The organism is Janthinobacterium sp. GW823-FHT06H09 (assembly GCF_058794735.1).
On the sequence record NZ_JBXAHC010000002.1, the window covers coordinates 100,947 to 121,095 of the forward strand.

Below are 20,149 nucleotides of genomic sequence, written 5' to 3' on the forward strand. Positions count from 1 at the left end.
CATGGAAATATTTTCGCTATGCTCATTTTTCCCGCCCAGGCCGCCACAAGCGGCCGGGCCTGCAGGAATACTTTGAGACAGGTTGCTTGCCAGACCAATATGCGAAAAAAGAATACTGTCGCCCGGACACCCGGCACCACTGCCCGCGCCATATCCGGCGCCGGACGGCGCGTGACCTCGTATGACGTGGCCCTGCTGGCCGGCGTGTCGCAATCGGCCGTGTCGCGCTGCTTCAAGCCGGGCGCCAGCGTCTCGCCCGCCACGCATGCCAAGGTCATGCAGGCGGCCATCAGCCTCGACTACATTCCCAACGCGGCCGCGCGCAGCCTGATCACGCGGCGCTCGAATCTGGTGGCCGTCATCATTTCCAACCTGGCCAATCTGTACTATCCGCAAGTGTTGTCCGACCTGAGCCAGCAAATCGCCCGCCAGGGCAAGCGTTTATTGCTGTTTACCCTGGAGCGCGAAGCGGACATCGGCAAGGTCTTGAGCGACGTGTGGCAATACCAGGTCGATGGCGCCGTCGTGGCCGCCTGCCTGTCGGACGAGCAGATGGCCGAATTCGGCCGGCGCGACGTGCCGCTGGTGCTGTTCAACCGCAGCCCGCGCGAACACGCCGTGCACGCGGTGCTGTGCGACCAGGGCGAAGCGGCGCGCCTGCTCGTCTCGCGCCTGGCCGAGGCGGGCCACCGCCAGTTCGCCGTCATCGACGGCCCCGGCGACTCGGCCGTCGCGCAGGAGCGCAAGACCGGCGTGCTGGACCGGCTGTTCACACTGGGCTTGCCCGCGCCCATCGTCGTCAGCGGCAACTACGATTACGCCAGCGGCGGTCATGGCTTGCGCAAAGTCATCGACCGCCTGGGACGCGTGCCGGACGCCGTCATTTGCGGCAACGACATCATGGCCATCGGCTGCCTGGACACGGCACGCCACCAGATGGGCATCCAGGTGCCGCTGCAAATGTCAGTGGCCGGCTTCGACGCGCTGGAAGCATCGGGCTGGCTCAGCTACGACATCACCACCCTGCGCCAGCCCGTGCAAAAGATGGCCGCCGACGCCGTCGCCATGCTGGGCGAGCTGATGGAACGGCGCGGCGGCATCGCCGAGCGGCGCCGCTATTGTTCGTATCTGGTGGAAGGGAGTACGGCCAGGCTGACCGGCGCGCCTCCCCACTTCGGCATGATGGCCGCCGCCTGAAAAACGCCCATGGCGTTGTTGCCTGCCCCTCGCCGTACTCGCGTACTGTCTTCGGGGCGGCGCCTAGCCCTGGGCGTTTTTCAGACGTTCATAGTTCGCACACAAAACCTTGCACATAAAAAAACCTCGCATCGCTGCGAGGTTTTTTGTTGTGGCATCGGCTGCTCAACCGAAGATCTTGCCCTTGAGCATATTCAAGCCCTGGCTGACCAGGTCATTGCCTTCAGGTACTTGACCGTTCGGCGTCAGCTTGTCGATCAGCTGGGGCAGCAAGGCGGCCAGGCCGCCCGAGGCCGCGTCCGGGGCGACGCCCGCTTTTGCAGCGATCTCGGTGATCGTGTCGGCGCCCAGCGCATCCTTGATCTGATCGCCGGAGACGGGCGCATTGGCGCCGGTGCCGATCCAGCTGGCCACTTGGTCGCCCAGGCCGCTTTCCTGGAATTTCTGCAGCAGGCCGGGCAAGCCGCCATGCTGGTTGACCAGGTCCATCACGCTGGCCATCAGTCCCGACGAGGCTTCGCCGTCCGCACCCTTGTTGCCCAAAGCGCTCATCGCCTGTCCTGCAAGTTGATCTAGCAAACTCATCGTATTCTCCTGAACGCTGTCAATTGGTGCCGCATACAGCGGCATCCGGTAAGGCCGGCGCATAGTCGCCGACACACGCAACAATTATACTATACATAATTCAAATGCTATAATTACAATTTAACAGGCGGAACAAAACCAGGCTCGGCCGCAGCCTCACCCACCTCCATCATATTTAGTTCGGCACAACATGCAAGCGTAAATTGACGAGTTACAAAACCGTGTAGAATTAATTTTCCTACTTACTGAGGAGTATCAACACATGAACATCAATAAAGCGGTAGACAAAGCCTACGAAAAAAAGACGTTCAAGGAAATTGCCGATGCCCCCGTCGATGCGCTGCAAGGCGTGAGCGAGAAGGATGCGGAACTGCTCAAGCAGGCGTTCAATATCAAGACCGTGCGCGATCTGGCGAACTTGAAATACTCGAAGTGGGCGCGCGCCATCGTCACCCTGGCCGATACGGAAGAATAAACCGGGCCATGCCGCAGGCATTCCCGTCAGCACGGCCCGCCCCAGCCGGCGGGCTTTTTTACGCCATGGCGGCTGGCAAGCCGGTCGCCGCGCGGAGGCGCGCTTGCCCACGCCGCTGACCCTGCCCGGCATCTGCTGGCCCCTGCAAGCGAGCACGGGCCATCTCGCCGTCACCACGCAGCACATCACCGGGCACTTTCGCGCCGGCGCGGGCTGCGATGCCATCGTGCTGTGCGACCTGCTGTCGGCTGGAAAATTTCGCAATGGCGCGGCGCGCCACTGGTGCCGCACGCACCAGTGCTACTGGGGCGCCAAGGCCGACCTGGCCGACTGGCAGGCGACGCGGCAGATGCGCTGCCGCCAGCACGCCAGCCCCATGGGCTATGTGCTGTATCCGGAACTGTTCGACCCCGGCCGCTTTCACGCCACCACCTTGCGCCTAGCCCCCGATGGCTTGCTGCAACTGCGCGCGCTGGCCAATGACGGCGGCAGCCTGCTGGCGCGCGACGCGGCCGCGCTGGCCATCGATTGCCGCGCCCTGCCTGGCCTGTTCCCGCCCGACATCGTCCAGCTGAACCTCACGCCGCCCGCCGCGCAAGCCTACACCGCCGCCTTGCAGGCAGGCACGCCGCTGGACTGCAGCGACTGCGCCCGCTGCGGCCATCCGCACCTGGACCTGGGCAGCTTCGCGCGGGCGCCGCACCGCCGCCACAGCTGCGGCCATTGCGGCCATGACGCCTCGCACAGCGCAACGGCCATCGTCTCGACACCGCTGTGGCGCTTGCGCCAACACATCGCGCATTGCTTCTGAAGGTGCGCGCGCCCACAGTCAGCGCGGGCGCCTGCGCGTAGACTGGTCCCATCACTACCTCAAGGACCACCCCATGCCACACGCGCGACAGCAGCAAGACGATGACCAGCCAAGCGACGACGGCGACCTGTCCGACCTGCTCAGCGAATTGCGCATCCTCTTGCCGGGCGCGCAGATGCTGACGGCCTTTCTCATCATCCTGCCCTTCAATGGCGGCTTCGCGAAGATCGTGCAGACGGAAAAGGTCGTCTTCCTGCTGACGTTTTTCCTCTCCATGACCAGTCTGGTACTGCTCAGCGCCCCGGCCATCCAGCACCGCGTGATGCGCCCCCTGCAAGACCGCGAACGCTTCAAGCGCGTGGCCGACCGCATCATGATGTGCGGCGCCTTTTCGCTCGCGCTGGCGTTTATTCTGGGCACCAATCTGGTGATGTCGGAAGTCTTTGGCCACATGCCCGGCATCGTCGCCAGCATCCTGATGGGCACGCTGATCGTCTGTATGTGGTGGCTGCTGCCCCTGCACTTAAAACGCAGCAAGAAAATATAGGCGTGGCTGGCCGCCGCAGCTATTTTTGCAGAATGGTGATCTTGCCGTCCGCTTCCAGGAACGCGCATTTCATGTCCGGCAAGGGACAATCGGCCTCGCGCAGCGCTTGCTCGACATCGCCGCCCGCCACCCTGCATTTCTTGACGACATCATCGAAAATCACGCCATCGCGGCCCAGCAGCACGGGCGTGCCATCGACCAGCTCGGCGAGCTTGCGGCTGCGCGAGGTGATCCACGCAATCAGCATGTTGAGGCAGATCAGGGTCAAGGCCAGCACCAGGCCGGCGGGAACGGAATCGTCGCCACCGGACAAGGCATTCGATACGGCTTCGCTCAGTAACATGACCACCAGCAAGTCGAACGGCGTGAATTGCCCCACCGTCCGCTTGCCCGTCATGCGCACCATCAGCAGCAAGGCAAGGTAGACGATGACGGCGCGCACCACCAGTTCCCACACCGGCACCTCCAGATCGAACATGGCAATCCTCCCGACAGATGATTGCCTTATTTATACGTCTTTTTGCCCCGCCATGGCCACACCGCTGGCTTGTTCCAGCAAGGTTGCACGGAAGATCCCCACCAGCGGGCGCAAATTCACCTTGTGCCAGGCCAGCCACAATGGCGTGCGGTAGCTGAACCACGGCAGCTCGCGCACGACGACGCCGGCCGGCGCGTGCTGGCGCAGGCTGTGCTGGATCATGGCCATGCCCAGGCCCGCCGCCACCAGACCCAGCGCCGTCAGCGGCTCCGTTGCTTCCATGCGGATATCGGGCGTAAAGCCGGCGCGCGCGCAGGCGGCGATGAAGTTATCGTGTTTCAGCACGCTTTCCTTGTGCAGCACGGCAATCCACTCCTGGCCCGCCAGGTCGGTCGGGGTCAGCTCGGCCTTGCCTGCCAGTGGATGCGTTTCCGGCATTGCCAGCAGCATGGGGTCGCTCAGCACCTGCGCGCAATCGAGGTCCGGGTCGTTCGGCAACGGCGGTTCGCACAGCAAGGCGATGTCGAGGCTGCGCTGGCGCAAGCCCTCGATCTGCTCGGCCGAATGCAGGTTATACAGGGCGACGTGCACTTGCGGCCGCGTGGCGCGCAAGGTGCGCAAGCCGTCCGGCAAGACGCCCGCATGCATGGCGTTTTCGATGTAGCCGATGCACAAGCCCCCTTCATCCCCGCGCCCCAGGCGCTTGGCCAGCGCTTCCAGCCGGTTCCCGTGGGTAATAAAAGCGCGCGCTTCGGCCAGGAAGGTATGGCCGTCGCGCGTCAGGCGGATGCGCTGGGCGCTGCGCTCGAACAAGGTCAGGCCCAGCTTCTCTTCGAGCTGGGCGATTTGCCGGCTCAGCGGCGATTGGGAAATATGCAGGCGCTCGGCGGCCCGTCCCACATGTTCTTCCTCGGCGACGGCGATGAAATATTGCAATTGGCGTATGTCCAACATGTCAGACCTTTCAGGACTCAAGTTACGCCAATTATGTCTTGGACAAGCTTAACTTGTCCAGCTATTCTGTCCTCACTGACTCACTGATTGAAGGAAAAACACCATGACGATCAAACACTTACTGACAGGCAAACTGGGTTTCGGCACGGCGCCGCTGGGCAATATGTTCCGCAACATTCCCGAAGCAGAAGCGCTGGCCACCGTTGACGCCGCCTGGGAATCGGGCATCCGCTATTTCGATACGGCCCCGTTCTACGGCGCCGGCCTGGCCGAGCTGCGCCTGGGCGCCGCCCTGAAGCAGCGCCGCCGCGACGATTACGTGCTCAGCACCAAGGTCGGGCGCCTCATCCTCGACGAGCTGGAAGACCCGGCGGCCCGCGAACTGGGCGAAAAAGGCGGCTTGTTCGAATTCGGCCGCAAGAACAAAATCGTCGACGACTATTCAGCCGACGCCACCCTGCGCTCGATCGAAGACAGCCTGAAACGCCTGGACACGGACCGCCTCGACATCGTCTGGGTGCATGACATTGCGCAAGACTTCCATGGCGACAACTGGCTGGCGCAATTCGAGATTGCCCGCACGGGCGCCTTCCGCGTGCTGACCCGCTTGCGCGAAGAAGGCGTCATCAAGGCCTGGGGCGTGGGCGTGAACAAGGTGGAACCGCTGGAACTGACCCTCGATTTAAGCGAAGCGCAGCCCGATGCCTTCCTGCTGGCCGGGCGCTACACCCTGCTCGACCATGAACGGGCGCTGCAGCGGCTGATGCCGGCCGCGGCAAGCCAGAACGTCGACATCGTCGTGGGCGGCCCCTACAGCTCGGGCATCCTGGCCGGCGGCGCACATTTTGAGTACCAGAAAGCTTCGCCCGCCATCATCGCCAAAGTGGAACGCATCAAGGCGATTGCCGCGCGCCACGGCGTCAGCGTGAAGGCCGCGGCCCTGCAGTTTTCCTTGGCCAATCCGGCCGTGGCCGCCGTGATCCCCGGCGCCAGCCGTCCCGAACGCCTGGCCGAAGATCAGCAAGCATTGCACAGCGTCATCCCCGCCGCGTTCTGGCACGACATGCGCGCCGAACAGCTGGTAGCCGCCAATGCTCCGCTGCCAACCGGCTCCAACTAATAGATACAAGGAACGCACCATGGCCCACACCACCACCTCCATCGACATCGCCGCCACACCGGAAAAGGTCTGGCAACTGATCGGCGGCTTCGACTCGCTGCCCGACTGGCTGCCCTACATTCCCAACAGCACCTTGAGCGGCGGGGGCCGCATCCGCCACCTGGCCACCCCGGCAGGCGACGTCATCGTCGAGCAGCTGGAAACGTATGACAACACGGCGCGCAGCTACAGCTATTCGATCCTGCAAGCGCCATTTCCCGCCAGCGATTATCTGTCTACCCTGCAAGTCGAACCCCTGGCAGGCGGCGCTGGCGCGCGGGTCACCTGGTCCGGCCGCTTCACGCCCGTGGGCGCGAGCGAGCAGGAAGTAACCGACTTGTTCCACGGCATCTACGTGGCGGGACTGGAAGCGCTGCAGCAATCCTTGGCGAAGTAACAAGCCGGGAAGACCATTTCCGCCACAGCCAGGTTTTCTTCGCCTGCCCTGTGGCGGAATCGCGCCCATTCCGTGTTATCGTTAACAACAAGCGCCATCGCTGTTGTGTGCAGTGCAGCAGATTTTAGCCGCCGCCCAGCAGAGCTTGCCCGAATCTTTTACAATGTTGTCTTTGGGCAGTTCTCATCGCCCGAAAATACCGGCCAGCCGTCGACTCTGGTGGCGCATTGCCACTTCCGGCCGGGCCACCGCGCACCTCTCCACCCTGTCATTCTTTACCCAAACAACAAGAACATGCACGCCTCCGTAGACCCATTGATTCCGCGCGTCACCGCGCCTTTTGGCGCCGGCTATGCCGACCTGGCCCTGGCCATCGGCGGCCTCGCCATCGGCACGGGCGAATTCGCCTCCATGAGCATCCTTCCCGTGGTGGCCGACGACCTGAGCACGACCTTGCCCCAGATGAGTCACATGATCAGCGCCTACGCGCTGGGCGTGGTCATCGGCGCGCCATTAATCACCATCTTCCTGGCGCGCATGCCGCGTCGCCTGATGCTGATCTGTTTGATGCTGATGTTCGCCGGCGGCAACCTGCTCAGCGCCATCGCCCCCAACTACGGCTTGCTGGTCGTCGCCCGCTTCGTCGCCGGCATCCCGCATGGCGCGTATTTCGGCGTGGCAGCCTTGGTGGCGGCCGCGCTGGCCGAACCGGACCGGCGCGGCCAGGCCGTTGCCCGCGTGCTGATGGGCCTCACGGTCGCAAATATCTTCGGCGTGCCGCTGGCCACCTATATCGGCCAGACCCTGGGCTGGCGCTCGGCCTTTTTGCTGGTCGCCGCGCTGGGTTTGCTGACCATGCTGATGGTGCGCATCTTCGTGCCGATGGTCGCCGCCGGCGATTCCAGCCCGCGCCGCGAACTGGGCGTGTTCCGCCGCCTGCAAGTGTGGCTGACCCTGTTGATGGTGGCGATCGGCTTCGGCGGCATGTTCGCCGTCTACACGTTTATTACGCCAACCTTGCTGGAAATCACGAAAGTGTCGCCCCTCGTCATCTCGATCCTGCTGGCCATCATCGGCGTGGGCATGACGGTGGGTAATCTGATCGGCGGCTGGCTGGCCGACCGCTCACGCCTGTGGACGATCTTCGGCGTGCTGCTGTGGAACGTGGCCGCCCTGGCCGCGTTTACTTATACCAGCAGCAATGTCTGGTTGACGGCGATCAACCTGTTCGCCATCGGCGCCGGCATCGCCGTCGCCCCGGCCGTGCAGACGCGCCTGATGGACGTGGCCGGCGACGCGCAAACCGTGGCCGCCGCGCTCAACCATTCCGCCTTCAACATCGCCAACGCCCTGGGTGCCTGGGCCGGCGGCATCGCCATCGCCATGGGCATGGGCCTGCGCTCGACGGGCTGGGTCGGCGCCATGCTGGCCTGCGGCGGCATCGTCGTGCTCGGCATTTCCGTGCTGGTGGAAAATCGCAGCCGGAATGTGGGCGGTGTGCAGCCGGCTTGATGGTGTGAAATGAGCGGCAGCCCCCTGCGGGCGCCGCGCACATGCAAGCGGCTAGTCTTCGACGGCAAACGCCACCGCCGCCTCGCAATGAATGACTGTGGTATTAAATAGCGGCAAGTCGATATCGCCGGGCTGGATCAGCAGCGGAATCTCCGTGCAGCCCAAAATCACGCCCTGCGCGCCTTGCCGCCGCAGTTTCCCGATGATGTCCAGGAAGATGTTCCGGCTGGCGTCGGTAAAGATATTCTGCACCAGTTCCGTATAGATAATGTCGTGCAGGATTTCCTGGTCGGCCGCATCGGGCGTCACCGTCGCGATGCCCTGCGGCTCCAGCGCATCGTGATAAAAGCGGCCCGCCATGGTCTGCTTGACGCCCAGCAAGCCGACCTTGCGCACACCCGACTCCCGCACCCGCTTCGCCGTTTCCTCGACGATGCTGATAAAAGGCAAGCCGATGCGTGGCACGACGGCCGGGGCGAAACGGTGGGCGCCGTTTGCGCACAGCAGGAAGAAATCCGCGCCCATGCCTTGCAGGCGTTGCCCTTCAGCGACGAGAAATTGCTCGATGGCGCGGGAATCGGGCTGCGCCGCGTGCGCGACGAAATCGGCCTGGTCGATGCTGACCAGCATGATGCGCGCGCTGTGCGCGGGGCCGATGCGCGCCACCAGCATTTCATTGAGCAAGCGATAATATTCCAGGGTAGAAGCCCAGCCGATGCCGCCGATGAGTCCTATCGTCTTGTTTTGCATGTACCTTATTCCCCGCAAAATGATTGCGAAAATTATACGGCGGCCATCGCCAGCCATGTTCTGCCCATCAGGCGTCCAGCCACAGGAACAAGGCTTTATCCGGTGTGGCGGATCGATGCCAGTTCGCTTTCAACTCCATCAGGAATCCTGCCAGATCGACGGGATTGACCTCCAGCCCGGCCCATGGCGCGGTCTGCTCCTATGCCACCGCGATATCGGCCAGATCGTCGGCCGCCATCCGCTCAAACGCCTGCGCAATCGCAGCGCTGAACATGTACAGCTCGCGGCCCGGAAAAGGCACATGCCGGATGGCAGGCACCGTCGAGAACGTCAGCAATTGCCCCAGCGACACAAAATCCAGTTCGCCGGGCAAGGTGATGCCGGTGACGGGAAAGAATCGAAAGCATCCTGCCAGCTGGCACATGCGCGCATCTCGGCTTCGGAACAGACAAAAATATCGATTTTTTTCATAGTACAGTCAGATGCCCCTTCTCAAGCACAGCCCACATCATGCCGGTCCGACGTCGCGCGGCTGTATTCGCCCTCAAACGCGGCCAGGCTCTCCGCCTGCGCCCACAGGCTGGCGATGTAGCGGAATTCATCCTCGAACGGCTGCTCAAATTCGGGCACATCCGTCGCATACTCGCAATTGCGGCTCAGCATGACCAGCCAGTCGGGATAGCGAAGCGCCGGGTACAGGCGTGTCAGGATGGCGTCGAGCGACGACACGCTTTCCCTGCCCGCCAGATAAGCGGCGCGCAATTCGACGATGAATTTTCCCGCCAGAAACTGGTCACTAAGACGCTGCACACCCCGGTAGCGCTCGATGATGGCCTCGCCCAGGGGCAGCACCTCATCGCGGCCGCGGGCGCTGGCCAGCAGCACGACCTCGAGGTCGTCGCCTTCCTCATCCAGGCGCAAACGCTCCACGGCCCAGTCGACACAGCGGTCCGCCGGACCAAAACCCATGTGCAGTTGAAAAAAGGCGATTTCCAATTCTGTCAGTTGTTCCATGTTTTTCCATTCAATACCGGTGATTGTCATGCCGACACCGGGTGGAGTTCGCTTGCATCCCGTATCGCGGTTTCACGCATTTGTTCCCCGCTTGCCGCTGCCGAGCAAGGCTGACAGCCAGCGCGGCCACCGCTCCCGCACGCCGCCGTTGTCTGCCGAATCGCGCCAGCAGTCGTCATAGGGCCACAGCTCATCATGGGCCTTCGTGCTGCTGACCAGGCATCGCTGCGTCAGCAGCTCAATTCTTTCCGCCAGGGTCAGCACCGGAAACCGGCCGTCATCTGCCGTATCGGCCCCTTTCGTGGCCAGATCATACTTGCCATCCACATTGTAAAATCGCGTATCGCCGACGACATAGTCGCGGCGGAAAGACGTGCGCCATTGCGAATTAGCACCCCATCCATGCGACAGGTCGTTGACAGGGCGTCCCTTGCGGCGGTCAGCCCAGTACAGCGTCGATGCGTCGGCGATGCCGGGCTTGAAAATTGTCTTGCCAGCGCAGACATCGACGCCGCCACGCGAAAACAGCATGTTGCCGAGCATCACGCACGGCCATCTCCACGCCAAGATCGCGGCGCGCGCATGTGCAGACCCAGCGGGCTGCAGCTCGACTATCTCGTGATAAAAAGGCGAAAATTGCGCTGGGCGCAGCACCGTCATGCCCAGCGCCTCGACGAAAGCCTCATACTGGGCGAGCGACAGCGGTGGTCCGGCCCAGCCTTCGCCATTGCCGCGCCCCTGTTGCAAGGGCAAGACCAGCAGCTGGCCTATGCGGCTGAACGCGTGGAGTACCCACAATTCCTCTTTGCTTGCCGGCGGAACAGGATTTCCTTGCCTTTGCGCAAATGAACGCAGCCAGCCCAGTACCTGCGGATTGTCGCGCAACCAGGGAAGGAGCAGGTCGGCATACACGCCATCGCCTGCATAATCGAGCAAGGCATCGTGCAGCGCGCGGGCGCCATCCAGTAAGTCAAGCAGATGCCATTCTTCCTGGATCACGCTGCGCGATGATTGTTGACACAGCATATGTCCCTCACTGCGCCTGCAGCATCTTTTGCAGCACCGCATCAAGCTCATAAAAATCTACGGGCTTGGTCAGGTGCAGATCGAAGCCCGCGTCGGACGCCATCTGGCGATCCTTGTCCTGGCCCCAGCCCGTGACGGCCACGAGGATGGCATGTTGCCCGCACGGCTGGGAACGCAGCAGGCGCGCCACGTCATAGCCGTTCATGTGCGGCAGGCCGATGTCGAGCAATATCACTTGCGGCATAAAAGTTTGCGCGGCCGCCATGCCGGCCGCGCCATCGTAAGCCGTGCGCACCTCATAACCGAGGATGTCGAGCGCTAGCGCCAGGCTTTCGGCTGCGTCAGCGCTGTCGTCGATGACCAGCACCTTGCCCTCGCGCGTGCCGGCCAGCAAGCGTCGGTTGGGCTCGGGCGGCGCCTGCAGGGGCACGGCGGGCAGCGGCAGGCGCAGTTCGAACGTGCTGCCCTGCCCCACGCCGTCGCTGCGCGCACTGATGCTGCCGCCATGCAATTCGGCCAGGCCCCGCACAAGCGACAAGCCGATGCCCAGGCCGCCCTGCGCGCGCGACAGGGCCGGCTCCAGCTGCGAAAACATGTCGAAGACGGTGTCCAGGTGCTCGGGCGCAATGCCGATGCCCGAATCGCGCACGGTAATGTGCACGTCGCTTTCCGTGCAAGCCACTTCCAGCCCGATGACGCCGTTGGCGGGCGTGTACTTGACGGCGTTGGTCAGCAGGTTGGCGATCATCTGCCCCAGGCGCGTGGCGTCGGCGTCGAGCCAGATCGGCTGCGGCCATTGCTCCACGTGCACCTTGTGGCCCGACTGCGCCGCCAGCTCCGCCACGCTGTGCAGGGCCGCTTCCACCACGGGCGCCAGCTCCACGCTGGCGCGGCGCAATTCCAGGCGCCCCCGCGTGATGCGCGACACTTCCATCAGATCGTCGACCAGGTGCGTCATGTGCCCCACTTGCCGCCCCAGCACGTCGCGGGCCCAGCGCAGCTGCGGATCGTCCAGCTGCGCCAGGCGCAGCACTTCCAGCACGTTGCGGATCGGCGCCAGCGGATTGCGCAACTCGTGCGCCAGGGTCGCCAGGAACTCGTCCTTGCGCCGGTCGGCGGCCGCCAGTTGTTCGTTGAGCTCGCCTGCTTCCTTGCGCGCCAACTGCAGCTGCTGCTCGTATTTGCGGCGGTCGCTGGCGACAAAGACGGCGATCTCGTCATAACGCACGCCCTCGTGCACGCGCCGCACGGCGTTGAACAGCATGGGGATGGATTGCCCGTGGCGCTGGCGCATGTCGAGCAGGATTTCCGACACGCTGCCCTGCACCTGCATCAGCGGCAGCCAGTGCGTCTGATGGAACACGCGCCCGCCGATGGTCAGCAAGTCCTGCAGTTTCTTTTTCCCGAGCAATTCCCCGGCGCCATAACCGAGCCAGCCGCAAAAGGTGGCGTTCGCCTGCACGATGGTCCCGTCGGCCGTGCACAGCAACAAGCCGCAGGCCGCGTGCTGGAACAAGGTACTGGTATCAGGCAAGGAAGGCATCGCGTCCCGCATTACAGGTGCAGGCCGTCGAGAAAGTGGCGGATGGCGTGGTAGCTGGCATCGGGCACGCTCATGTGCGGGCAATGGCCTATATTCTCGACCACGTGCAGGCTGCTGTGCGGCAGCGTTTCGCGCAAGTACACGCCCACGGGCGGCGGCGCGATGAAGTCGTCGCTGCATTGCACGATCAGGGCCGGCGTGCGGTTGTGCGGCAAGCTGGCGCGGTGATCGGACAAAAACGTGGCTTGCGCGAAATGCCGGGCGATGGCGGGGTCGGTGCGGCAAAAGCTGCTTGCCAGGTCCTCGCCCAGCGCCGGCTGGCCGGGTGCACCCATGATGGCCGGCGCCATGCCGGCGGACCAGCCCAGGTAATTGCTGTCCATGGCATCGAGCAAGTCGTCGATATCGGCACGGCTGAAGCCGCCCCGATAGCCGGCCGCCGCATCGTCGACATAGCACGGCGACGGCGCCAGCATGACTTGCGCGGCGAACAGCTCCGGCTCGGCGATGCTGGCCAGCAAGGCGCTCATGGCGCTGACGGAATGGCCCACGCAAATGACGGGGCCGCCGCCGACGGCATGGATGATCTGGCACAAATCGGCGCCATGCGCGTCGAGCCGCGCATAGCGATCGAAATCATAGGCGCCCAGATCCGAAGCGCCGCTGCCGACCAGATCGAACAGCACCGTGCGGTAGCGGGGACGGAACAGCGGCTCCAGGTAGCGCCACATGGTCTGGTCGCAGCCAAAACCGTGCATGAATACCATGGTGGCTGCCGCGCCCGCCTGCGATGCACCGCTGCGTTCGCTTACGCGGACATTGTTCCGATCTTCTATACGCATGCCGCTTCAGCCTTGGATATTTCCATGTGGAATGTAAATTAATTTATTGCTAGCATCTTAACATGCGCGATTTGACCTTGGGCAACACCATTGGCGCTGGACAAACGCCACGTCGCGATGGATAATGAGAACGATTCCCATTATCAAACTACCAGGCGTGTGCCTGGCGTTTTCCTGTGCGCCGCTCTGGCGCCCGCTGGCGGCAACAAGCCGGTTTCATGTTGAAGGTTTGTACCGCATGCGCGCTTTCTGGACTGTCATACACCGCTGGGCCGGCCTGACCATCGCCCTCTTCCTCATCGTCGCGGGACTCACGGGCGCCGTCACCTCGTGGGACCATGAACTCGATGAATGGCTCAACGCCGACATCATGGACACCCCGGGCCGCGGCCCCCTGCAGGCGCCGTTCGCGCTGGCGCACAAGGTGGCGGCCGCCGATTCGCGCGTGGAAGTCAATTACATGACCCTGGGCCTGGAAGAAGGCCATGCGGCCGCCTTCATGGTGCGCCCGCTGACCGATACGGCCACGGGCAAACCGTTCGTGCTCGACTACAACACCGTTTACATCGACCCCGTCACGGCGCAGATCACGGGCACGCGCGATTCGACGGCCATTTCCCTGTCGCGCCGCAGCCTGATGCCGTTCTTGCGCCATCTGCACTACAGCCTGCACGTGCCCGCCTTCTGGGGCACGGACCGCTGGGGTTACTGGCTGATGGGGAGCGTGGCCCTCATCTGGCTGCTCGACAGCATGGTGGCGTTCTATCTGACCACGCCGCGCCGTTTGCGCCAGCGCGCCCCGGACGAGGCGCCGCGCCACCGCGACGCCGCCAGCTGGTGGCAGCGGTGGAAACCGTCGTGGGTGGTGCGCTGGGCGGCCGGCGGCTACAAGCTCAATTTCGATCTGCACCGCGCGGGCGGCCTGTGGGTGTGGGGCGTCATCATCGTCGTCGCGTTCACGTCGTTCTCGCTGAACCTGTACCGCGAAGTGTTTTACCCCGTCATGTCGCTCGTCTCCACCACCACGCCGGGACCGTATGAAACGCAGACGCCGGCGCCGTACGGCAGCTACATCACGCCCGTCATCGGCTTCGAGCAGGCGGTGGACATTGCGAAAAAGCAGGCCGTGCAGCGCGGCATCACGGCGCCCATCGGCGGCATTTATTATGGCGGCAATTATTCGTTCTACAACGTCTCGTTCTTCGACCCGGCCGATGAATTCGGCACGGCCGGCATGGGCTTGTCGAACCTGTACGTCGACGGCATGGACGGCAGCATCATCGGCCAGCACAAGCCATGGGAAGGCACGGCCGCCGACGTCTTCGTGCAACTGCAATTCCCCCTGCACTCGGGCCGCATCCTCGGCTTGCCGGGGCGTATTTTGATGTCCTGCATGGGGCTGATGGTCGCCATGCTGTCCGCGACGGGCATCGTCATCTGGGAAAGAAAGCGCCGCGCACGCCGGCTGCAGGCGAAAAGCCGCTGACACCCACCTCAAGTAGCCACTTCATAAGGGCGCAGGCGGACTGACTCAGCCTGCGCCGCACGCATTGCCACCGGCACGATCATGCGCAACGCGCAACGCCCCTCGCACCTCCGCACTTTGCACCACAGTCGCCGGCACATGCCGGCCGTCTGCGCTGCGCGCTTGCCGTGCGCCAGCCATCCCAAACCCTCAAATGCAGTTTACTTGCATTAGTATGACGTGCCGTCTATTATTGCAACTCGATTGCATCTATGCCATCGCGCTGCGCCTGCATCCCGCGCCAGCACCCCATTCCGCCTTTTTAGAGAGATCCATGCGCCATCACGTATTCGCAGCTGCCATACTGTCCACCGCCCCACTCGCTTATGCGGCAGACGACGTCACCCTGCAAACCATCAAGGTCCGGGCAGACAAGCCTTCAAACATCGACAGCGTCGTTCTGGTCGAGAATACGCAAGCCCAGAACAGGACGCTGGGCGGCATGCTCGAGCATGTCTCGGGCGTGCAAAGCAGCGCCTTCGGGCCGAATGCGGGCGCACCGGTGATCCGCAGCCTGAGCGGCAGCCGCGTGCAGATCCTCGAAGACGGCCAGTCCATCCTCGGCATGAATGCGCTCAGCGGCGACATCAACATCCCGTTCGATCCCCTGTTTGCGCGCAGCGTCACCGTGAACAAATCGTCCGATAGCGTGCGTTTCGGCGGCAATGCGATCGGCGGCAGCGTCGACGTCGATTCCGGCCTCGTTTCCCGCAAGATGGAGAGCACGCGGAAGGATGTGGAACTGGTGCTGCGCAAGGGCTTCAACGATGCCGATGCGCAAGGCTTGCGCGCGAACTTCAACGACGGGCAGCGCTTTTCGACGAATCTGCAGCTGTCATTCCAGAAGATCGGCAATTACGCTATTCCCGGCAACAGCAAGGCCGGCGTGTGCAACAGCCAGCTGTTCCCTGTGAAAGGCGGCGTGAATACGTTTTTGGCCGACAGTTGCCAGAAAGAAGCGCGGATCCAGCAGGTCTACAACAAGGCGTCGCAGCCGTTTATCGACCAGTTCATGAAGGAAAATCCGGACTGGGCGGACGGTGATTTTTCCTTCTACACCAATAATCCGACCTCCGTCTGGCAGCGCAAGACCTACGTCAATCCGGCCAACCCCGCCTACGTGCCGGGCACGCCATCGATGACCCAGAACAAGATCAACAAGGACGTGACGCCCGATTACCACGGCACCCTGGGCAACAGCCACGCCAGCAATGCCCACTTTGGCGTCGGCAGCACCTACTTTTTCGATCGTGGCTACGTGGCCGTCAGCCTCGATGCGAAGGAAAGCGAATATGGCGTGCCGGGCTTTTCCATGGAAAACAAGTCGTTCGGGGCGAACTATGACGAGGGGCTGCCCGTCGGCGTGATCATCAAGCAGGATAAATATGCGCTGGAAGCGCATCTGCGCGACCCCGTCGCGTACATTGAAAGCGCGCAATTGCGCGTGTCCCGCTTGAACAATACGTCGGGAGAACGCCTCGGTGCCGCCAAGGCGAATGACTACCGGTTTGACACGAATCAAGCCGAGCTCCTGCTGGCGCAGCGGCGCGCCGGTCCCTTGAGCGGCTTGCTTGGCCTCAGCTACAAGGCCAGGGATATCACCGGCAGCGGGACGCAACTTTACCTGCCCGACGCCAGCACGCTCAGCCGCGCCCTGTTCGTCAAGCAAAACCTGGAATTCGACTGGGCCACCTTCGATGCGGGCTTTCGCCATGAAAACGTGGAGCACGACATCCGCAAGAGCGGATTCAGGACGTCGAGGAATGCGAGCAACTCCACACTCGAGGACAAGTCGTTCAGCCTGAACAGCTACAGCCTGGGCGCTTCAACCAGGCTTGGCCAGCTGTTCGGCGCAAAGCTGCGCTACTCGGCGTCGGAAAGAGCGCCCGACGTCAATGAGTTGTATGCGAGCAACCGCCACTATTCGATCATGACCCAGGAAGAGGGAAACCAGGACTTGAAGGCCGAGCGCACGCGCAATACCGAACTGACCGCCCTGTTCGCCAATCGCGGCTTCCAGCTGTCCGCGACGGGCTACGTCATGAAATACGAGAACTATCTCTACCTTGGCCATTCGGGCGCCCAGATGGCCAATCGCCTGCCATTAAAATACTGGAAGCAGACGGATACGACGGTCAAGGGATTCGAGATCGATGCCTCACAGACCGTTCAACTCGGCGCCTACGGCAAGCTGAACCTCTCCGCATTTGCCGACTTGGTCAAGAACAAGGCGGACTATCCCGACAAGCTGCGCGCGCACAATGACGGCGCCTACCTGCCCAACATGCCCACCAGCCGCTACGGCGCCAATCTGCAGTGGGAAAACCGGGGCTGGAAGACGCGGTTGTCAGGCACCCGCTACGACAAGCAGAAGTACCTGGGCAAGAGCGTCAGCGAGGAAGTGCCGCTCGACGGCTACACCATGGTGAACTTCCAGGTAAGCCGTGCACTGCAGGTGCCGGATTCGCCGTTTGCCAGCGTCGAGGTGTTCATCAGTGGCAGCAACCTGCTCGACGCGGATGCCAGGCCGCACAATTCCCCGCTGAAATACATCGCGCCCTTGCCGGGCCGTGGCTTCCAAGTTGGCCTGAGCGCCAGGCTTTAAGGCACGCTGCCGTTGCGCTCCCGCCGCACCAGCGCCAGCAGGCTGTCGCCCCGGTTGCCGTCGCAGCAGACGGCCACGCCATCCGTGAAGTCAGGGGACGTCAGGCGCGTCAGCACGCTGCCCGGGGGCATTTCCAGCGCCAGCCGGGCGCCCCGCTCCCACGCCAGGCGCGCGGTAGCGGCCCACTGCACGCGTTGCGCCATGTTGGCGGCCAGGCTGTCGCGGATGCGGGCCGGGTCGAACAGCGCACGCGCCGCACTGCTGCTCAGGTAGACGAGCGACGGCCGGCGCATGGCCACGCCGTCGAAAGCCGCGCGCAAGTCCAGCGCGGCGCCGTCCAGCAGCGGGCAGTGCGACGGCACGCTGACGGCCAGGCGCTTGGCCTTGCCGGCGCCGTGCGCGAGGGCCAGCGCCATCACGGCCTCCAAGGCAGGTTCGCTGCCGGCAATGGCGGTCTGGCGCGGCGCATTCAGGTTGGCGATATACACGGGCGTGGCGGCGCCGTGCACCCGGGCCAGCAAGGGTTCGAGTTGCGCCAGATCCAGGCCGACGATGGCCGCCATGCCGTAACCGGTGGGATACGCCTGCTCCATCAACTGTCCGCGCCGCGCCACTAGGCGCACGGCATCGCCGTAATCGAGCGCGCCGGCGACGACGGCGGCCGCATACTCGCCGATGGAAAAGCCGGCCACCATGTCGGGCGGCGCCCCGCGCGCGGCCAGGGAGCGCGCCATGGCCACGCCCGCGATCAGCAAGCACAGTTGCACGGCCCGCGTCGACGCCAGCGCGCAAGCCGTATCCAGCGTCAAGGGATCGTGGCCCAGCACTTCAGCCGCCTCGGCCAGGGTATCGGCCACCGCCGCGTCGCCGGGCAGCGCGTGCAGCATGCCCGGAGTCTGGGCGCCCTGGCCGGGAAAGGTAAACAGCACGCTCATGCAAGCTCCCATGGCGTGGCCGTCAGCACGGGACCGCGATCCGTCTTCAGCAAGACCCGGCCCCGCCCCGCCGCCCACTCGGCATACGCAAAGCCGCCATGGCCCGTGTCGATCTGCAGGTCCAGCCGGCACGCCGTGACCTTGGCGGCGATGGCGCGCAGGGCCTCGGCCTGCGCGGCGTCCGGCGGCGCGGCCATGCGCAGCACGAGATCGAGATCGCTGTCGGCCCGCAGCACGGGCAAGCCGCTGGCCAGGGCGAAACCCACGCCGCCCGTCGGGCCCCAGGCCCAGCCCGTGGCGTCGAGCAGCGGCGCCACCAGCCGCAATGCGTCCAGCGCGGCGCAGGAAAAATCAGGCAGCGGCATCCTCGCCACCGTTTCCGGCGTCACGCGGCGCACGACGGCGGCAACGTCCACTTCGCACGCCTGCCGCTCGCTGCGCAGCATGCCGCGCACACCGACGGGGATGCGCCCTGGCACGGTGCTGGCGCGCCGCACCACCAGCGGCGCGGCGGCCAGCCACGCGGCATCAAGCCAGGCGGGCAAGGATGCGCCGTCCGACAAGCCGGACACCCACAGCAAATCATGCGCGCGCCAGGCTTCCATCAGGCCACCACCGCCTTGACGGCAAAGAACAGCAGCGAAGGTCCCAGCAGACAGCCCAGGCCCGTGTGAAACGTGGCCACCAGCGCGCCATACGGCACCAGTTTGCGGTCGGTGGCGGCCAGGCCCGCCGACACGCCGCTGACGGTGCCGGCCAGGCCGCCGAAGACCATCGCCGAACGGGGCGTTTTCAGACGCAGGAAGCGCGCCGCGACGGGCGTGCCCACCATCACGAGGATGGCCTTGATGAGGCCTGCCGCGATACTGAGGGCCATGACGTCCGAGCTGGCGCCGATGGCCGCGCCCGTGACGGGGCCTACGATGTAGGTGACGGCGCCGGCGCCGATGGTGGTCATGCTGACGGCGTCCGAATAGCCAAACGCGTAAGCGACGCCGGCGCCGACGAGAAACGGCAGCACCACGCCCAGCAGCAGCGCCACGAGGCCGATCAGGCCCGCCTTGCGCGCCTCGGTCGCCTGCACTTCGAAGGCGGTGGCGACGATGGCGAAGTCGCGCAGCATGGCGCCGCCCATCAGGCCGATGCCGCCGAACAGCGACAAATCGGCCAGGCCCTTGTGGCCGCCGCTATGCACGCCGCCCCAGTAAGCGAGCCCCAGGCCGATCACGATGGCGATGGCCGAGCCGTGCACGCGGCCGAAGGTCAGGTATTTCGACAGCGCCATCGAGACCAGCATGATCAGGCCGACAAAGGCGAAGGCCGTCACCAGGCCATTGTGGATGGCGGCTTTTTCAAAGATTTCAAGCATGACGGTGCTCCTTCATCAACATCGAGTCGGCTTGCACGCGGTCAGCTTCAGCGGCAGCGATGGCAGCAGGGCTTTCCGAGCGGTTAATCAACGAAATCACGGCGCCGCAAACGAGCACGGAACCGATGGCGGCCAGCACGGCCACCGGCCCGCCGCGCAGCGCCGCGACCACGTCCTGCTGCGCCGCCATGGCCACCACCACGGGAATATACATGGCGCCCCAGTATTCGACGCCCCGCTCCGTCATCTGCGGCAGCCATGCGCGGCGCTGCATATAGAGCCGGGCGCAGATCAGCAGCAGCATGGCGATACCCACGCCACCCACGTTGGTCTTGACGCCCATCAGCTGCCCGAGCAGGTCGCCCAGGAAGATGCCGAGCAAATGGCACAGGGCCAGCAGTGCGGTTCCGTAAATGATCATGATT

At 64.1% G+C, this 20,149-nt stretch carries 22 protein-coding genes; 9 read left to right on the forward strand and 13 right to left on the reverse strand.

Going from position 1 to position 20,149, the window contains the following annotated elements; all coding sequences use genetic code 11:
* Positions 1 to 171: 171 nt before the first annotated feature.
* On the forward strand, positions 172 to 1,197 hold the full coding sequence (locus AC1Q6X_RS03035; RefSeq protein ID WP_230505994.1) for a LacI family DNA-binding transcriptional regulator: 1,026 nt from the start codon (positions 172 to 174) through the stop codon (positions 1,195 to 1,197).
* A 165-nt stretch (positions 1,198 to 1,362) separates the two neighbouring features.
* Here AC1Q6X_RS03035 and AC1Q6X_RS03040 read toward each other — a convergent pair whose 3' ends face one another.
* A complete protein-coding gene (locus AC1Q6X_RS03040; RefSeq protein ID WP_306798511.1) occupies positions 1,363 to 1,827 on the reverse strand; it encodes a YidB family protein in 465 nt (154 codons plus the stop codon).
* A 217-nt stretch (positions 1,828 to 2,044) separates the two neighbouring features.
* Here AC1Q6X_RS03040 and AC1Q6X_RS03045 point away from each other — a divergent pair, with 217 nt between their 5' ends.
* The 3 genes from AC1Q6X_RS03045 (at position 2,045) to AC1Q6X_RS03055 (ending at position 3,615) form a co-directional block, all read left to right on the forward strand.
* Positions 2,045 to 2,257 carry a hypothetical protein gene (locus tag AC1Q6X_RS03045; RefSeq protein WP_034751103.1) on the forward strand — a complete coding sequence of 71 codons (213 nt, stop codon included), beginning with the start codon at positions 2,045 to 2,047 and terminating at the stop codon, positions 2,255 to 2,257.
* Positions 2,258 to 2,360: 103 nt separating this feature from the next.
* Positions 2,361 to 3,068 (forward strand): hypothetical protein, encoded by a 708-nt coding sequence (locus tag AC1Q6X_RS03050; RefSeq protein WP_492495008.1) that lies wholly within the window; start codon positions 2,361 to 2,363, stop codon positions 3,066 to 3,068.
* Between the two features lie 73 nt (positions 3,069 to 3,141).
* Complete coding sequence (locus AC1Q6X_RS03055; RefSeq protein WP_492495010.1) at positions 3,142 to 3,615, forward strand: DUF6328 family protein; 474 nt, start codon at positions 3,142 to 3,144, stop codon at positions 3,613 to 3,615.
* Positions 3,616 to 3,634: 19 nt separating this feature from the next.
* Here the strand turns inward: AC1Q6X_RS03055 and AC1Q6X_RS03060 are convergent, their stop codons facing one another.
* Complete coding sequence (locus tag AC1Q6X_RS03060; RefSeq protein ID WP_070218644.1) at positions 3,635 to 4,093, reverse strand: DUF421 domain-containing protein; 459 nt, start codon at positions 4,091 to 4,093, stop codon at positions 3,635 to 3,637.
* A gap of 30 nt (positions 4,094 to 4,123) precedes the next feature.
* Positions 4,124 to 5,047, reverse strand: coding sequence for a LysR family transcriptional regulator (locus tag AC1Q6X_RS03065; protein WP_070288207.1), 924 nt, complete (start codon positions 5,045 to 5,047; stop codon positions 4,124 to 4,126).
* 103 nt (positions 5,048 to 5,150) lie between these two features.
* Between AC1Q6X_RS03065 and AC1Q6X_RS03070 the strand changes: the two genes are divergently transcribed.
* From AC1Q6X_RS03070 to AC1Q6X_RS03080, 3 genes are all read left to right on the forward strand, one after another.
* The gene (locus AC1Q6X_RS03070; RefSeq protein WP_492495013.1) at positions 5,151 to 6,167 is read left to right on the forward strand and encodes an aldo/keto reductase; all 1,017 of its coding nucleotides are present in this window, start codon (positions 5,151 to 5,153) and stop codon (positions 6,165 to 6,167) included.
* 19 nt (positions 6,168 to 6,186) lie between these two features.
* A complete protein-coding gene (locus AC1Q6X_RS03075) occupies positions 6,187 to 6,603 on the forward strand; it encodes an SRPBCC family protein (RefSeq protein WP_492495015.1) in 417 nt (138 codons plus the stop codon).
* A 294-nt stretch (positions 6,604 to 6,897) separates the two neighbouring features.
* A complete protein-coding gene (locus AC1Q6X_RS03080; protein WP_492495017.1) occupies positions 6,898 to 8,115 on the forward strand; it encodes an MFS transporter in 1,218 nt (405 codons plus the stop codon).
* A gap of 51 nt (positions 8,116 to 8,166) precedes the next feature.
* On the opposite strand, the gene AC1Q6X_RS03085 is transcribed toward AC1Q6X_RS03080, so the two are convergent.
* From AC1Q6X_RS03085 to AC1Q6X_RS03110, 6 genes are all read right to left on the reverse strand, one after another.
* On the reverse strand, positions 8,167 to 8,865 hold the full coding sequence (locus tag AC1Q6X_RS03085; RefSeq protein WP_492495019.1) for an aspartate/glutamate racemase family protein: 699 nt from the start codon (positions 8,863 to 8,865) through the stop codon (positions 8,167 to 8,169).
* 199 nt (positions 8,866 to 9,064) lie between these two features.
* Entirely contained in the window at positions 9,065 to 9,289 is a 225-nt protein-coding gene (locus AC1Q6X_RS03090) for a hypothetical protein (RefSeq protein WP_409026433.1), read from the reverse strand.
* A gap of 68 nt (positions 9,290 to 9,357) precedes the next feature.
* On the reverse strand, positions 9,358 to 9,879 hold the full coding sequence (locus AC1Q6X_RS03095; protein WP_492495021.1) for a hypothetical protein: 522 nt from the start codon (positions 9,877 to 9,879) through the stop codon (positions 9,358 to 9,360).
* A 72-nt stretch (positions 9,880 to 9,951) separates the two neighbouring features.
* Entirely contained in the window at positions 9,952 to 10,905 is a 954-nt protein-coding gene (locus AC1Q6X_RS03100; protein ID WP_492495023.1) for a hypothetical protein, read from the reverse strand.
* A 7-nt stretch (positions 10,906 to 10,912) separates the two neighbouring features.
* Positions 10,913 to 12,448 carry a hybrid sensor histidine kinase/response regulator gene (locus AC1Q6X_RS03105; RefSeq protein ID WP_492495025.1) on the reverse strand — a complete coding sequence of 512 codons (1,536 nt, stop codon included), beginning with the start codon at positions 12,446 to 12,448 and terminating at the stop codon, positions 10,913 to 10,915.
* Positions 12,449 to 12,459: 11 nt separating this feature from the next.
* On the reverse strand, positions 12,460 to 13,290 hold the full coding sequence (locus AC1Q6X_RS03110) for an alpha/beta fold hydrolase (RefSeq protein WP_492495026.1): 831 nt from the start codon (positions 13,288 to 13,290) through the stop codon (positions 12,460 to 12,462).
* Between the two features lie 238 nt (positions 13,291 to 13,528).
* Between AC1Q6X_RS03110 and AC1Q6X_RS03115 the strand changes: the two genes are divergently transcribed.
* Both AC1Q6X_RS03115 and AC1Q6X_RS03120 read left to right on the forward strand, forming a co-directional pair.
* Positions 13,529 to 14,776 carry a PepSY-associated TM helix domain-containing protein gene (locus AC1Q6X_RS03115; RefSeq protein WP_492495028.1) on the forward strand — a complete coding sequence of 416 codons (1,248 nt, stop codon included), beginning with the start codon at positions 13,529 to 13,531 and terminating at the stop codon, positions 14,774 to 14,776.
* 313 nt (positions 14,777 to 15,089) lie between these two features.
* Complete coding sequence (locus AC1Q6X_RS03120) at positions 15,090 to 17,420, forward strand: TonB-dependent receptor (protein WP_492495030.1); 2,331 nt, start codon at positions 15,090 to 15,092, stop codon at positions 17,418 to 17,420.
* On the opposite strand, the gene mdcH is transcribed toward AC1Q6X_RS03120, so the two are convergent.
* From mdcH to madL, 4 genes are read right to left on the reverse strand one after another with little or no spacing between them, the layout of a single operon-like run.
* Complete coding sequence (gene mdcH / locus AC1Q6X_RS03125) at positions 17,417 to 18,355, reverse strand: malonate decarboxylase subunit epsilon (protein ID WP_492495032.1); 939 nt, start codon at positions 18,353 to 18,355, stop codon at positions 17,417 to 17,419. The genes AC1Q6X_RS03120 and mdcH overlap by 4 nt on opposite strands.
* Positions 18,352 to 18,960 (reverse strand): malonate decarboxylase holo-ACP synthase, encoded by a 609-nt coding sequence (locus AC1Q6X_RS03130; protein ID WP_492495034.1) that lies wholly within the window; start codon positions 18,958 to 18,960, stop codon positions 18,352 to 18,354. The genes mdcH and AC1Q6X_RS03130 overlap by 4 nt, the downstream gene beginning before the upstream one ends.
* Positions 18,960 to 19,724 (reverse strand): malonate transporter subunit MadM, encoded by a 765-nt coding sequence (gene madM / locus AC1Q6X_RS03135; RefSeq protein ID WP_099408301.1) that lies wholly within the window; start codon positions 19,722 to 19,724, stop codon positions 18,960 to 18,962. Before madM ends, AC1Q6X_RS03130 begins: the two co-directional genes overlap by 1 nt.
* On the reverse strand, positions 19,717 to 20,145 hold the full coding sequence (madL, locus tag AC1Q6X_RS03140; protein WP_070288196.1) for a malonate transporter subunit MadL: 429 nt from the start codon (positions 20,143 to 20,145) through the stop codon (positions 19,717 to 19,719). The genes madM and madL overlap by 8 nt, the downstream gene beginning before the upstream one ends.
* Positions 20,146 to 20,149 lie beyond the last annotated feature (4 nt).

Excerpts from the sequence above, each read along its gene's own strand:
- AC1Q6X_RS03100 (WP_492495023.1), bottom strand. The coding sequence starts at position 10,905 with ATGCTGTGTCAACAATCATCGCGCAGCGTGATCCAGGAAGAATGGCAT.
- AC1Q6X_RS03055 (WP_492495010.1), top strand. The coding sequence starts at position 3,142 with ATGCCACACGCGCGACAGCAGCAAGACGATGACCAGCCAAGCGACGAC.
- AC1Q6X_RS03060 (WP_070218644.1), bottom strand. The coding sequence starts at position 4,093 with ATGTTCGATCTGGAGGTGCCGGTGTGGGAACTGGTGGTGCGCGCCGTC.
- AC1Q6X_RS03065 (WP_070288207.1), bottom strand. The coding sequence starts at position 5,047 with ATGTTGGACATACGCCAATTGCAATATTTCATCGCCGTCGCCGAGGAA.
- AC1Q6X_RS03095 (WP_492495021.1), bottom strand. The coding sequence starts at position 9,879 with ATGGAACAACTGACAGAATTGGAAATCGCCTTTTTTCAACTGCACATG.
- madL (WP_070288196.1), bottom strand. The coding sequence starts at position 20,145 with ATGATCATTTACGGAACCGCACTGCTGGCCCTGTGCCATTTGCTCGGC.
- mdcH (WP_492495032.1), bottom strand. The coding sequence starts at position 18,355 with ATGAGCGTGCTGTTTACCTTTCCCGGCCAGGGCGCCCAGACTCCGGGC.
- AC1Q6X_RS03090 (WP_409026433.1), bottom strand. The coding sequence starts at position 9,289 with ATGTGCCAGCTGGCAGGATGCTTTCGATTCTTTCCCGTCACCGGCATC.
- AC1Q6X_RS03130 (WP_492495034.1), bottom strand. The coding sequence starts at position 18,960 with ATGGAAGCCTGGCGCGCGCATGATTTGCTGTGGGTGTCCGGCTTGTCG.
- AC1Q6X_RS03105 (WP_492495025.1), bottom strand. The coding sequence starts at position 12,448 with ATGCCTTCCTTGCCTGATACCAGTACCTTGTTCCAGCACGCGGCCTGC.
- AC1Q6X_RS03110 (WP_492495026.1), bottom strand. The coding sequence starts at position 13,290 with ATGCGTATAGAAGATCGGAACAATGTCCGCGTAAGCGAACGCAGCGGT.
- AC1Q6X_RS03075 (WP_492495015.1), top strand. The coding sequence starts at position 6,187 with ATGGCCCACACCACCACCTCCATCGACATCGCCGCCACACCGGAAAAG.
- AC1Q6X_RS03040 (WP_306798511.1), bottom strand. The coding sequence starts at position 1,827 with ATGCCGCTGTATGCGGCACCAATTGACAGCGTTCAGGAGAATACGATG.
- AC1Q6X_RS03085 (WP_492495019.1), bottom strand. The coding sequence starts at position 8,865 with ATGCAAAACAAGACGATAGGACTCATCGGCGGCATCGGCTGGGCTTCT.
- AC1Q6X_RS03120 (WP_492495030.1), top strand. The coding sequence starts at position 15,090 with ATGCGCCATCACGTATTCGCAGCTGCCATACTGTCCACCGCCCCACTC.
- AC1Q6X_RS03045 (WP_034751103.1), top strand. The coding sequence starts at position 2,045 with ATGAACATCAATAAAGCGGTAGACAAAGCCTACGAAAAAAAGACGTTC.
- madM (WP_099408301.1), bottom strand. The coding sequence starts at position 19,724 with ATGCTTGAAATCTTTGAAAAAGCCGCCATCCACAATGGCCTGGTGACG.
- AC1Q6X_RS03070 (WP_492495013.1), top strand. The coding sequence starts at position 5,151 with ATGACGATCAAACACTTACTGACAGGCAAACTGGGTTTCGGCACGGCG.
- AC1Q6X_RS03115 (WP_492495028.1), top strand. The coding sequence starts at position 13,529 with ATGCGCGCTTTCTGGACTGTCATACACCGCTGGGCCGGCCTGACCATC.
- AC1Q6X_RS03080 (WP_492495017.1), top strand. The coding sequence starts at position 6,898 with ATGCACGCCTCCGTAGACCCATTGATTCCGCGCGTCACCGCGCCTTTT.